At 45.7% G+C, this 12,811-nt stretch carries 9 protein-coding genes and 1 pseudogene; 3 read left to right on the forward strand and 7 right to left on the reverse strand.

What is annotated here, in order from left to right:
- The 5 genes and pseudogenes from ABID29_RS09330 to ABID29_RS09350 form a co-directional block, all read right to left on the reverse strand.
- A pseudogene (locus tag ABID29_RS09330) lies at positions 1–188 on the reverse strand (IS630 family transposase); the annotation flags it as partial.
- A gap of 311 nt (positions 189–499) precedes the next feature.
- Positions 500–1,183 (reverse strand): FadR/GntR family transcriptional regulator, encoded by a 684-nt coding sequence (locus ABID29_RS09335; protein ID WP_354365889.1) that lies wholly within the window; start codon positions 1,181–1,183, stop codon positions 500–502.
- A gap of 75 nt (positions 1,184–1,258) precedes the next feature.
- Positions 1,259–3,070 (reverse strand): beta-glucuronidase, encoded by a 1,812-nt coding sequence (uidA, locus tag ABID29_RS09340; RefSeq protein WP_354365890.1) that lies wholly within the window; start codon positions 3,068–3,070, stop codon positions 1,259–1,261.
- Positions 3,071–3,082: 12 nt separating this feature from the next.
- Entirely contained in the window at positions 3,083–4,117 is a 1,035-nt protein-coding gene (locus ABID29_RS09345; RefSeq protein WP_354365891.1) for a sugar kinase, read from the reverse strand.
- Between the two features lie 192 nt (positions 4,118–4,309).
- Positions 4,310–5,863 carry an MFS transporter gene (locus ABID29_RS09350; RefSeq protein WP_354365892.1) on the reverse strand — a complete coding sequence of 518 codons (1,554 nt, stop codon included), beginning with the start codon at positions 5,861–5,863 and terminating at the stop codon, positions 4,310–4,312.
- Positions 5,864–6,139: 276 nt separating this feature from the next.
- Between ABID29_RS09350 and ABID29_RS09355 the strand changes: the two genes are divergently transcribed.
- Both ABID29_RS09355 and ABID29_RS09360 read left to right on the forward strand, forming a co-directional pair.
- Entirely contained in the window at positions 6,140–7,804 is a 1,665-nt protein-coding gene (locus tag ABID29_RS09355; RefSeq protein ID WP_354365893.1) for an Rqc2 family fibronectin-binding protein, read from the forward strand.
- Entirely contained in the window at positions 7,801–8,292 is a 492-nt protein-coding gene (locus ABID29_RS09360; RefSeq protein ID WP_354365894.1) for a GNAT family N-acetyltransferase, read from the forward strand. Before ABID29_RS09355 ends, ABID29_RS09360 begins: the two co-directional genes overlap by 4 nt.
- Before the next feature lie 965 nt (positions 8,293–9,257).
- Here ABID29_RS09360 and ABID29_RS09365 read toward each other — a convergent pair.
- Together ABID29_RS09365 and ABID29_RS09370 are read right to left on the reverse strand one after the other, a co-directional pair.
- The gene (locus ABID29_RS09365; RefSeq protein ID WP_354365895.1) at positions 9,258–10,481 is read right to left on the reverse strand and encodes a tetratricopeptide repeat protein; all 1,224 of its coding nucleotides are present in this window, start codon (positions 10,479–10,481) and stop codon (positions 9,258–9,260) included.
- Entirely contained in the window at positions 10,474–11,634 is a 1,161-nt protein-coding gene (locus tag ABID29_RS09370) for an AI-2E family transporter (protein ID WP_354365896.1), read from the reverse strand. Before ABID29_RS09370 ends, ABID29_RS09365 begins: the two co-directional genes overlap by 8 nt.
- Positions 11,635–11,795: 161 nt before the next feature.
- Between ABID29_RS09370 and ABID29_RS09375 the strand changes: the two genes are divergently transcribed.
- Positions 11,796–12,806 carry a lactonase family protein gene (locus ABID29_RS09375; RefSeq protein ID WP_354365897.1) on the forward strand — a complete coding sequence of 337 codons (1,011 nt, stop codon included), beginning with the start codon at positions 11,796–11,798 and terminating at the stop codon, positions 12,804–12,806.
- The last annotated feature ends 5 nt before the right edge of the window (positions 12,807–12,811 follow it).

Here is a 12,811-nt window from a genome sequence, read left to right on the forward strand (position 1 = left end):
AAATACTTATCGACCTGATTTTTGACAGTCTGTGGCACATAGCCTGTTAAATCGCCAATTTTCTGAAAGGACAAACCTTCTGAACGTAAAAGAATAGCTTGAAGACGGCGATGATAAGGCGCATAGCTTTGATTTTTCAAAGCTGCTTTTAACTCGTTAAGGTTATTTTGGGTGAATAAGTTTGTCATGTTTCTATTATAACATCTATTTTTGGTTTTGTTTTAGTATCAAAAGTTCACCAAGGCAAAGAGACCAGACAAAAAACGCGTACAATCAAAGGATTAACACTTTGATTATACACGTTATTTCATTACTCTATCCTTATAGATTTTTAGAACCTATGTTCACAGCTGATGATGTCCTCTTCACCGACCCTTGGCTGTTCGCTTTTTGGGCATTCGCCCAATACCTTCAAACTTCTGCCTAGAGCAGAACCAAATGGACGAATCTCAGCAAACTGTTTCCATAACTGTCTATTCTTAATGTTTTCCGAACCTTGTCACGATTCCATTTCAAAACTAGCACTCACAGCAAGAATATGCCTGAGCATGGCGTCATAGGCATTGACACTGTCTCGGTCTCGAACCGCTTCCAAAATCCTTCTGTGAGCTAGGCGACTGTCCTCTCGCAAGTCCTTGCCTTGAAAATCGCTGTTAATCAAGCTGATCGATTGATGAATGACGGGCAACAAGCTATCCAAGGCCAGATTGCCACTCATCTTAGCCAGCTGGGCGTGGAGTTGGACATCCAGCTGGACATGCTCTTCTGTCCCTTCATCATAGGACTGTTCAATGGCCTGGACAATCTCCTCTAGGAGCAGACAGTCTTGATCCGTAGCATATTGGGCAGCCTTGGCTGCTACTCGCGGTTCCAATAGGAGACGAATCTCAAATAAATCGTGCGTCAGCTTGGTGGTATCTTTGATAAAAGTGAAACCTAAAGGGTCATCAGCTACGCCTTTTTTCCCGCTAATATAAGTTCCTGATCCTTGGCGGACCTCCAGGATATTGCGTGCAGCTAACCGGCGGACTGCCTCACGAACGGTACTACGGCCAACCTCTAAAATGTCCGCTAAAACATACTCGTTAGGCAGGCGACTGCCCGTCTCCAACTGGTGTTCGACAATATAATCGACCAAGCGCTCTGCGGCCAAATCTGCTAAGGGTTGACTAGTCTTCTTCATATCGATCTCCTTTACTGTTATTATAGCGAATTTTTTCGACATTTTAAACTAGAAAACCGATAAATTCAAGAACTTTTAGGCCTTATAGCCGAAATTTGGAATAGCTGTCCAACGCTCCTTAAAGAGGCGGACCACTTGCTTGGGATCACGATTGCGGCTAAAGAGGCCCTTATGATTCCCTTTGACCCGAATTAAGCTCACATTGGTCTCAAAGTCCGCAAAATTCCAAACCTGTTCTCCCACAAAATAAGGCAGACTATCAAAAACCTCATGATTCGCTTGGTAATAATCGCATTGGTATTCCTCTGTATAAGGGATATCCCAAAGCGAATGGTAGCCTGGCAAGGTATCCGCACCATACTCCGTAAACATAATCGGCTTATCTGGGTAAAGGCGATGCCAGTCTTCCAGCTCCTCTCTCAAGTGGGCTTTGGCATCCTCTAATTCTGCATGGTCCTTGTACCAACCGTAGTAACGATTGAGGCAGATGACATCAATCAAATCGGCCACTAAATCTTTGCCTGGCATGGCCATCATGATATTGACCAGAGTCACTGGACGCTTCTGCTGGTCTAGGTCACGATAGAGCTGGATCAGCGGTTCAAAATACTCTCTAGCACCTGCTTCATGAGAAGACGGTTCATTAGCCACAACCCACATGACCACGCAAGCATGGTTTTTATCGCGTTTAACTAATTCTCGAATCACCTCTTCATGAGCCTCTTTGGTCTTCATGACGGTCCAGGTATTATCTGGCTCAGCCTTATCGCCCAAGAGGTCAAGAGCTGCTGTAAAGTTCTGGAACAGCCCTACTGCTGGCACTTCATCAATGACAACAATTCCCATGCGATCCGCCAAACGCATCATCTCCTCAGAGTAAGGGTAATGAGAGGTTCTAAAGGAGTTGGCGCCGAGATCTTTCAGCAGGTTCAAATCCATTAGGTTAGCAGCTTCGTTGAGGCCACGGCCGTTAATGTAGGTGTCTTCATGTTTGCCAAACCCTTTGAAGTAGAAGGGCTGATTATTAATCAAAAACTGAGCATTTTTGACTTCAACCTTGCGGATACCAAAGGCTTCATCGTAGTTATCCACCAGCCTTTCGCCATCAAAGAGCTCGACCCGACAAGTATAGAGGTAAGCCTTCAGAGGTTGCCACAGGGTAACCGAGTCAAGGACAAGCTCCTGGTCTGGATGCCCTTGGGCAAGCACCTTTCCTGCCTCATCTAAGAGGCTTACCACTACCTTGGAAACCTCTCCCGCTTCGACAGCAACCTTGACCTTGGCTGTTTTTAAGTCTTCAGACAAGTCGTAAGAGATGACAATGTCTTCGATATGAAGCTTAGGGCGTGTATAGAGCTTCACGGGGCGGTGGATGCCGGCATAGTTAAAGAAATCAAAGTTTTCCTTCACCACTTTCTTGATGCTGCCATCTGGCATCTTCTTTTCTAGATAATTCCCAACAGGAAGGGTGGTGTAGTTCAATTCATTATTGGCACAAACAGTCAAAACCAAGGGTTTTTGAGCCAAATCTTCTGCTGTTAGAACCACTTCAAAGGGGGTAAAGCCACCCTTATGCTCACCAGCCAAACGGCCATTGAGGTAGACCTTGGCCTGGTGGGTCACTGAGCCAAACCGTAGCACAGCCTCTTCGTCTTCAGCAATTTCAGGTAAATCAAGCACACGCTCATACCAGTTATCCCCGATGAAAAGACGCTTGTTCTTATCGACCAGCACATCATTAAAGGAAGTCGGCACCACCATTAACTCACTCTCTGGATCATCAGATAGCCGTTTGTGGGCATGAGGCGTGTAATTCCCTTGCTTAAATTGCCAAAGGCCATTGAGGTCATAGACCTTACGTTTTGCAGATAATTGTGGGTATAGCATCTCTTTTTTCTCCTATCGTTTAATATCGTGAGCTCCCTGGCTCATCAGCTGTTCAATATCCTTCTTGGTGACGATATTGATATCTCCTTCAATGGTATGCTTAAACTTGAAACTAGCCATAGCCGTCTCTAGAATGGCTTGATTGGGCAAGCCTTCTAACAAACCGTAGATAATGCCTGCTGTAAAGGCATCCCCTGTTCCAACACGGTCTAAGACCTGAATGGATTCCCGATCTGTCTCATATAACTGGTGGTTTTCCCCATCGTAAAGATAGGCCTTGAGGATGTATTCATTGGTCGCACCAATTTCGCGCTCTGTAAAAGCGATTTTTTGAAGCCCATAGCGATCAGCCATTTCTGCTAACACCTGTTCTAACAAGGCACGATCTCTGTAGGGTCTGGCAAAACCAAGGACATCCTTCAAATCCCTTCCTTCTTCTGTTGGAAGGGAGATCGGCTCTAGACCGATGCAAATATCCGCTAAAGCAACTAATTTGGACAAGGCCTGGCGCGCCTCTTCAAAAGATTCCCAGAGGCTTTCTCGATAATTGAGGTCAAAGGAAATCGGAATCCCCTTCTCTCTGGCTCGGGTCATCAAAGCTAAGGCTATCTCATAGATTTCTGGATTGAGGGCGACTGTAATCCCGCTGATATGCAGCCAGCCCATCTCCTCACAGATAGCCTCTAAGTCATAATCGGACAACCGAGACTCATAAAAGGCGGAGTATTTCCGATCATAGAGCACCCGGCTCGATCGCAGGGAAAAACCTTTCTGGTAGTAATAGATGCCTAATCGCTCCCCCGATTTAACCATGTAGTCCTGACCAATCTGATGAGTGAATAAGAACGATTCTGCCATATGACCCACGTCATTGTCAGGAATCGCACTTACCAAAGACACCGAGTAACCCAACTGCCCTAGAGTAGATAAGACATTTAGCTCCGAGCCCCCAAACTGACAATCTAAAGTCGTCGCCTGCGTCAGAGTTTGGTGCTGCGGTGGGGACAAACGAAGCATTATTTCACCAAAAGCAATAATTTTTGACATGAGAACCCCTTCTCTATTTAAATCCACCGATGAGGTGTCGATAGACCAAAAGACCAACCCTAGCTGATCTTTTTAGTCTTGATAGTCTTTGAAAATCAATGATAGCTGGTGTTAACTCGCTTCGATGAACTCCAGTTCTATCATCAGCTTCGTTTTCTAAACTAGATTGATTTTCGTTGAGCATAAGCGACGTTAATCTTCGTCAAATTGATCGACCTTATACTGACTCACGTCCACATAATCCATATCTGACAATGGCACATTTTGAGCGATTGCTTGCGCACGTTCCTTATCCTTAGCCGCTCTCATCACGTGAATTTTCTCTTGGATACGAGCCATCTCCTCGCTATCTAGTTTGTAGAAGCGCATGAGGAAGAGGGAGAAGCCTAAGGCTACCACTGGAATGATGACAAACAAGGCAATCAAGGCCATTTTCAAATCACTTGAGTAAGCTGTTTCAACTGTCGGGTATTCTTTCCCAAAGCCAATAGCTGCCAAGACAAAACCAACCACCATCGGTGCAAAGGATGACGCAATAGAGTCGGTCAAGGAGAAGATGGTCCCAATCATCCCTGAGAGGTAACGTCCTGAAACAGAGGTTTCATAGTCTGTGATGTCAGCCCCCATGGTCAATACTAGACTAGATGGAGCTGTCGATGCATAGCGAGCGATGACAAAAGTCACAAAGAAAGCAATCGTGTAGAGGTCTAGACGACCAAAATCAACCATGCCAGGTTGGGCAACAGAGAGGATTGCTCCAAGAGCGACTAAACCTACAAGCCCTGCTTGAAGAGCGGCGACATAAGCAAACCTCAAGCCTTTACGACGTGCCAATTGAGCCACCCCAACTGTCACTAGGATCCCTGGGATAATGAGAAGAAGCGACATTTTTCCAGATAAGGCATAATCTCCAAAGATAATGCCGTAAAGCATCACTCCTACCACCGAATCCCCGAATAACTGCGCCACAAATTTTACAAAAGCTGCTGAGATAGATAAGACTTGAAGTGGCTTGTTGCCTTTGATCACCTTCCAGTAATCGCCAAGTTTGGTTTCTTTTGTTTTTTCACCCAAACCAAAGTATCGTTTATTATCTTTTTCCCAAATACCAATAATCGCCAGAATTCCTAGAACAGCTGAGATAATGACAACTGTTAGGAACAGTTCTTGGAAGAAACTTGGGGTAAAGCCGCCATGTTTAGGAACAAGGGTACCTGAGACGTACATCTGGCTACCAGAGAACATGACCGTTGTCGCAATCCCATCCACGATGTTAAAGACTGGACGTTGTTTTGGATCGTTGGTCAAGGCTACCTGACCTGCCTTGGTGATGGTCTGTTGCAGGGAGTAGCCAATTTTATGGATAATCAAGATCAAAATAAACAGAGGGAAACGCAGGCTCTCACTCACCTGGCTCAAACCAAGTAGCATGAAGAGCGAAGTTGCTGTAATGACATTACCGATAATCAAAATCGGCCGATATTTCCCAAACTTCGTATCTGTCTTATCAATAATAACCCCAATCGTTGGATCAATGAACCCGTCAAAAATACGGATATACCCCATAAGCTGACTAACAAAAATCGCAGCTAGTCCAAGCACCCCTGTTGAGAGATAAGTAATGAAACTAAAAGCAACCAAGTAGATATTGGTTGAGGTATTGTTCATAGCAAATAGGATAATCTGCCATAACTTGGCACGGTTGTAAGCGACATCCTCGCTTCTTTCGACTGTATTTTGACCCATGCTGAGCCTCCTCCTTTTTATCGCTTTTTTTGTAAGCGGTTTTCTTATGCTTTTATTTTAATATTCATCAGATGATTTGTCAACAGTTTTTTGGTATTTTTTGGAAAACAGTCCGAAAAAGACTGAATTCGTCTGATTATTATTGCTTTAGAGCTCCTTTGACCCTACAAAAGGCCTTGCTCTCTCATTTTATGCTATAATGGAAAATGAAACACAAAGCAGTATACGCAACAAGACCTCTTCTGACTTGTTGACCATTCCCGAAAGGAGACCCCTATGTCTTTTGATGGTTTTTTCCTGCATCATTTGACCCGTGAATTGCAGGCCAATCTCTTGGGTGGCCGTATTCAAAAAATTAACCAGCCCTTTGACCATGAGTTAGTTTTAGCCATTCGCAACAACCGTCAGAGCCACAAGCTCTTACTATCTGCCCATCCTGTCTTTGCCAGAATCCAGCTGACAGAGACAACTTTTACCAATCCCCCTGTGCCCAACACCTTCACCATGCTCATGCGCAAGTACCTGCAAGGGGCTGTCATCGAAAGCATTGAACAGATTGGCAATGACCGGATTTTAGAAATTGCTGTTTCTAACAAAAACGAGATTGGTGACCATATCCAAGCCACTCTTATCATTGAAATCATGGGCAAGCACTCCAATATCTTACTAGTTGATAAGAGCAGCCAGAAAATTATCGAAGCCATCAAACATGTTGGCTTTTCCCAAAATTCCTATCGGACCATCCTGCCTGGCTCCACCTATGTTCTTCCCCCTCAGACAGACGCTCACAATCCATTTACCATTCCGGATGATAAACTGTTTGAAATCCTCTCAACGCAAGAACTCTCCCCTAAAAACCTTCAGCAGGTCTTCCAAGGCCTAGGCCGTGACAGCGCAGAAAGCCTAAGTCAAACGCTCACGAGCAATCGTCTGAACAATTTCCGAGACTTCTTTGCCCAGGCCACCGCTGCTAATCTCACAGAAAAGTCCTTCGCCCCTGTCCTTTTCGAAAATAGTCAGCAGACCTTTGAGACCCTCTCTGAAGCCTTAGATACCTTTTATCAAGATAAGGCTGAACGTGACAGGGTGAAACAGCAGGCCAGTGAATTGATTCGTCACGTTGACAATGAGCTCGAAAAAAATCGTAACAAACTTATCAAACAAGAAGCTGAGCTATTGGCCACCGAAAATGCTGAAGAATTTCGCCAAAAAGGGGAGCTTTTGACCACTTACCTCCACCAGGTCCCCAACGACCAAGACCAGGTTGAGTTGGACAACTACTACACTGGCCAAACCCTCCTCATCGCCCTAGACAAGGCATTGACCCCTAGTCAAAACGCCCAACGCTATTTTAAGAAATACGCCAAACTAAAAGAGGCTGTCAAACATCTGACCAGCCTGATTCAAGAAACCAAGGAAACCATTACCTACCTGGAAAGTGTCCAAACCTTGCTGTCCCAAGCCAGTCTATCCGAAATCGCAGATATCAGGGAAGAATTGATTGAGACTGGCTTTATCCGTCGTCGCAACCGTGAAAAGCATCAAAAGCGTCAGAAACCTGAACGTTACTTGGCAACAGATGGCCAGACCATTATCCTGGTCGGGAAAAACAATCTCCAAAACGACGAGTTGAGCTTTAAGATCGCTAAGAAAGAGGAACTCTGGTTTCACGCCAAAGATATCCCTGGCAGCCACGTCATCCTCACAGGTAACCTAGACCCTTCTGATGAAGTGAAAACAGATGCTGCTGAGTTAGCTGCCTATTTTTCCAAAGGGCGCTATTCTAACCTAGTCCAGGTGGACATGATCGAAGCAAAAAAACTCAACAAACCGACTGGTGGAAAACCTGGCTTTGTGACTTATACCGGGCAGAAGACCCTGCGGGTCACGCCTGATGAAGCCAAAATCAAGGCCATGAAGATCCAGGGAGAAAGCCAATGACCATCCGACCAGCAAACCCGGCTGACGCCCAAGCACTTCTGGCTATCTACGCCTATTATGTCAAGGAGACCGCCATCACCTTCGAGTACGAGGTGCCGACTGTGGAAAACTTCGCCCAGCGGATTCGGACAATCACACAAGGCTTTCCCTACCTGATCTTTGAAGAAAACAACCAAATCTTAGGCTATGCTTATGCCGCTCCCTACAAGGACCGTGCCGCCTACGATTGGACCGTAGAACTGTCCATTTATGTCCATCCAAAGGCTAGGCAAAAAGGGATCGGGCAGGCCCTCTACGATGCCCTAGAAAAAAGATTAGACCAGCAAGGTATCGTCAATCTCCTCGCCTGCATCTCGCTTCCGAATGAGGCCAGTATCCATTTTCACCAAAAACGTGGCTACCAAGAAGTCGCCCATTTCAAAAAAATAGGTTTTAAATTCGATCAGTGGCACGATATCATTTGGATGCAGAAACGCTTGTCAAACTAAGAACCTGTATTCACAATAGGGATGCTAAGCTAATTAGGCTAGTTTTTGTCCAAATGAGAACAGTTTTTTGCAGGGATATTGCCCGTATTTCCAGAACATCTGATAGTTAGTAAGCTAAAATTAGCCCATTCTAGTCAGTGTTTCTGTTGTGAATACAGGTTCTAAGTACGATCCTTTGGATTACCCCTCTAAGAAAGATCAAAATGAGACAACCTAAGTAAGGAAAATCAGCGTGACTAGAGAGCTGACCGACAACTGCCTTGTCTGCTTTTGCATTTCTGAATACAGGTTCCACCACAATTAACAAGCACAAAGCCCTTGCTAGGATGCTGTTCCTAACAAGGGCTTTATCAGTATTAGTCACTATGGCTTACGGTGAATTGAGTGGACACCAGGACAAAAACTTAGCTTCCTAGTGAAAGAGATGGCTCTCTGCTTATCCTAGAGACAGTCATACTCTTTGAAATTCAAAGATAGCCCTTGTCAACTCGCTTCGATCAACTCCCACGACGTACGCATGAAGAAAATGCATGCAACCATTTTCTAGCTACATGCATTTTTTCAAAAAAATTCTTGAAAATGTTCCGATAGTCGGTACTATTTTGTTCATTTCTCAGAAATTATACCACAAATTTTATCAAGAAAGCACACTAATTCCCTGAAAATTTGTTTTCTGAAATCTAAGAACCTGTATTCACAATCGGGATACTAAGCTAATTAGGCTAGTTTTTGTCCAAATGAGAACAATTTGTTTCAGGAATAATGACCGTATTTCCAGGACATCTGATAGTGAGTAGGTTAAAATTAGTCCATTCTAGTCAATGTTTCTATTGTGAATACAGGTTCTAAGTTTTCTTCATGCGTTTGGCGTGATCAACTCCAGCTCTATCGTCAGCTTCCTTTCCTAGGCTAGATTGATTTTCTTTGAGGATCACCCTGAGCTGACTGACCCTTGACCCAGCCCATTAAGCATGGTAATCTTCCGCCACTTCCAAGTCATCCGGCACAAGGGCCAAATACTGCTCCAGAACAGCCTTCGCTTTTGCCTGCTGGCCGTATTCGCGTAGCAGGTAGCCATAGTCTTTAAGAAAGTCCGGATTATCTCTCAGGTCTGGGAACAAATCCCCATACTTCTCTAGTGCCTGATCAGACTCTAGAGCCTTGTAGGCCTTGGCTATCTGCCAGCGGGTCAAGACATGGTCCAAGTCCTCGCGCTCTAAATCTAGCAAGTCCTCATACCTCTCCTGCTCCAAATAGAGCGACGACAGGCGCAAATCGATTTCTTCCAAATCGTCTGCCCATTCCTTGGCCACCAAAAGATGCGCTTCTGCCTGCTGGCTATCCTTCAACTCATAGGCATACTGGGAGGCCAGCAGCAAGGCCGGGACTGCCATCGGATTGTGGCCGAGGTAGCCCTCCAAAAGCGCCAAAGCCTCCTTGGTCTGGTGCTCCTCGTGCAAGGATTGGGCGTAGAGATACTCATAGCCTTCAAAATCAGGATTGAGCGACTCTAACTGCTTGAAATAAAGATTGGCCCTTTGGTATTCCTTTTGGTCAAATAGCAGAGCTGCCAATTCAAACAAGGTCTGGTCATCGTATTCTAGCTCGATAGCCTTTTCCAGAAATTCAATCGCCGCCTCAAACTTACCTAGATGGGCATAGGCATAGCCGATTCGCTGGTAGGTGGAAATACCCGTCGCCTCATAGATGTCACGGTTATCCAGCGCTGCATAATGGTGAATGGCAGACTGATAGTTTTCCAGCTCCAATTCCATTTCTGCCAGGCCAAAACGCAGCAAGGGCTCGTCAGAGAGCTGAGTGGCTTCTAGCAGCTTTTCTTTGGCGACATCTGCCAAGCCCTCCAACTGGTAAAAATCTGCCTTGGTAACCAAGGCCTCTACATAAAAGGGGCTTGCCTCATCAAAAGTATCCAGGTAGGCAAAGGCTGCTTCAGTCTGCCCATCTTCCATGGCAATCCCAGCCAGATTGAGCCCCAATCCTGGAAAGTGTGGCAGGAGCTTCTCATATATTTGCTTGGCCTGGGGGAAGAAGCCGATATTTTCCAAATACTCCCCCAATTCGAGCAAGACTTCTGGTGAATCTTCAGCCAAGGCTTCCTGAAAATAGCCTTCTGCCCTGTCCAAATCCTGAAGCGCCAAGGCCTCGATCACGGTTTGACTCTTAGACATGTTCGGTCGTCTCCTCCTCTTCTACATAGAGGCCACTGTAGGCCTTGTACCACTTAAAGATAGCCCCGATAACAACCTTGACAGATGCATAAGCCGGAATCCCCAAAAGGACGCCCCAAATGCCAAAGAACCGACCAGCCGTCAAGAGGACAAACAAAATGGTAATGGGATGAATTTTCAAAGATGACCCGATGATCAGTGGCGTTACAAAACGGCCTTCAATGGTCTGCTCAACGATAAAGACAATCACAACCTTGACAAACATGCTTGGCCCCGCAATCAAGGCTACCAACAAGGCCGGAATCATGGCCAGAAAACTACCAAGATAAGGCACCAAGTTAAGAACTCCTGCCAATACTGCCAAGGTCAGAGCATACTCTAGCCCGACAATCGAAAATAGAATAGCAAACATGGCAGCCACAATCGTTGCCACAGTAATCTGCCCTCGAACATAGTTGGAGAGCTGGGCATTGACATCGTGGAGGATATTGCCAACTGGCAAACGCCATTTCGTTGGCAAGTACTGGGTAATAGCCCGATTCATCTGATCCCCATCTCGCAAGAGATAAAAAAGAATGAAGGGCATGATGATCACTGCAACCACAATTTGTGACGCCGTTGAGACTAGATTACTGACCCAATTCACCGCACTGCTGGAGAAGTTTCTCGCAATATCTGTAATCTGATAGGTCAAGGAATCCAGAAATTCATTGATTTGGGGCCTAAACTGGGCAAAGCGATCATCTTTGATCAAGTCCTCCACAAGACCTTCGACCTGATTAAAGTAAGCAGGCAAATTGCTCGAAAAGCCAACAACTTGTTCCTGGACATTAGGAATGAAAACCGCCAAGCCCCAGATGATAAGCAGCGACACCAAAATAAAGACCACGGAAATCGCCCAAACTCTAGGCATCTTATGGCTTTCTAACCAGTCGACCGCAGGCTTCATCATATAGTAGAGGAGCCCCGAAAGAATCACGGGCAACATCATGACTGAGCCTAAAGCAATGATTGGCTTAAAGAGAAAAGCCACCTTGGTCATCATAAAAAGATTGACAAAAATAAGTAGGCTGACCAAGAGAACGGTCACCGATTGGTTATCCGCAAACCAGCGGTAAAACCAGGATTGTTTGTAATGTTTTTCATCTTTCATACACAAAACCTCACTTTCTTCCTGTTTTTATTGTACCATTTTCTGGCTCATTTTCGTCTCCCAACCTCAGTTGTCCTTAAATTTTTGGAAAAGGCATCTTCTTTGACGAAAAGCTTCCCATTTTATGCTATAATTTACCTAAAAGAATAAAGGAGCTCCCTATGACTGAAACTGTTTATTTTGGAACCTATACTCGCCGCCAATCTGAAGGTGTCTATAAAGCCCAGTTCGATACTGAAACTGGACAACTCAGTGACCTCCGCTTGGTCGCTAAAGAAGCAAGTCCTACCTATTTAGCCTTCGCTGAAAACGGACAGCTCTACACAGTCGGGGCCCAAGCTGATGAGGGGGGCGTTGCTGCTTTCGACGCTGACTTTACCCCGCTCAACCATGTCGTCGAAGAAGGCGCACCGCTTTGCTACGTCGCTGTTGACGAAGAGCGCGGCCTGGTCTATGGGGCCAACTACCACAAGGGGCAAGTCCTGGTTTACAAACGCCAGGCGGATGGCAGTCTAACTCTGGCTGACAAGGCCCAACATGAAGGCAATGGTCCTCACGAAAACCAAGCTTCTGCTCACGTTCACTACACTGACCTAACACCTGACAAGTACCTTGTGACATGTGATCTGGGGACAGATGAAGTCACCACTTACGATGTCGCTGACTCTGGCAAGTTGACCAAGCTAGCCAGCTACAAGGCCGCTCCAGGTGCTGGCGCCCGCCATATTGTCTTCCATCCAACACAAAAAATCGCCTACCTCATGTGCGAATTGAATTCGACCGTTGAGGTCTTGATCTACGATGGCCGCGGTGAATTTGAGCACCTGCAAACCATCTCAACCCTGCCGGATAGTCATACCGGTTTCAACGGCACCGCTGCTATCCGCATTTCTAACGACGGCAAGTTCCTTTACGGTTCTAACCGTGGCCACGATTCTATCGTGGTTTACAAGATCTTACAAGATGGCTCTCTTGAAGTCTTGGAATACGCTCCAACCAACGGCAAAAATCCCCGTGATTTCAATTTGACGCCTGATAACAAGCACCTGATTGCTGTTCATCAGGATTCTGATAATGCGACTGTCTTTGAACGCGATCCAGAAACAGGTAAACTCACTGAACTCTCACACGACTTTATCGTTCCTGAGGCGGTTTGCGTGACATTTTTCTAGAAAAC

Origin of the sequence: Streptococcus rupicaprae, assembly GCF_040545225.1 — a bacterium.
Taxonomy (GTDB): Bacteria; Bacillota; Bacilli; order Lactobacillales; family Streptococcaceae; genus Streptococcus; species Streptococcus rupicaprae.

Bases quoted from the DNA above. Each gene is read 5' to 3' on its own strand.
- ABID29_RS09360 (WP_354365894.1), top strand. From the start codon at position 7,801: ATGACCATCCGACCAGCAAACCCGGCTGACGCCCAAGCACTTCTGGCT.
- ABID29_RS09370 (WP_354365896.1), bottom strand. From the start codon at position 11,634: ATGAAAGATGAAAAACATTACAAACAATCCTGGTTTTACCGCTGGTTT.
- ABID29_RS09355 (WP_354365893.1), top strand. From the start codon at position 6,140: ATGTCTTTTGATGGTTTTTTCCTGCATCATTTGACCCGTGAATTGCAG.
- ABID29_RS09375 (WP_354365897.1), top strand. From the start codon at position 11,796: ATGACTGAAACTGTTTATTTTGGAACCTATACTCGCCGCCAATCTGAA.
- ABID29_RS09350 (WP_354365892.1), bottom strand. From the start codon at position 5,863: ATGGGTCAAAATACAGTCGAAAGAAGCGAGGATGTCGCTTACAACCGT.
- ABID29_RS09365 (WP_354365895.1), bottom strand. From the start codon at position 10,481: ATGTCTAAGAGTCAAACCGTGATCGAGGCCTTGGCGCTTCAGGATTTG.
- ABID29_RS09345 (WP_354365891.1), bottom strand. From the start codon at position 4,117: ATGTCAAAAATTATTGCTTTTGGTGAAATAATGCTTCGTTTGTCCCCA.
- ABID29_RS09335 (WP_354365889.1), bottom strand. From the start codon at position 1,183: ATGAAGAAGACTAGTCAACCCTTAGCAGATTTGGCCGCAGAGCGCTTG.
- uidA (WP_354365890.1), bottom strand. From the start codon at position 3,070: ATGCTATACCCACAATTATCTGCAAAACGTAAGGTCTATGACCTCAAT.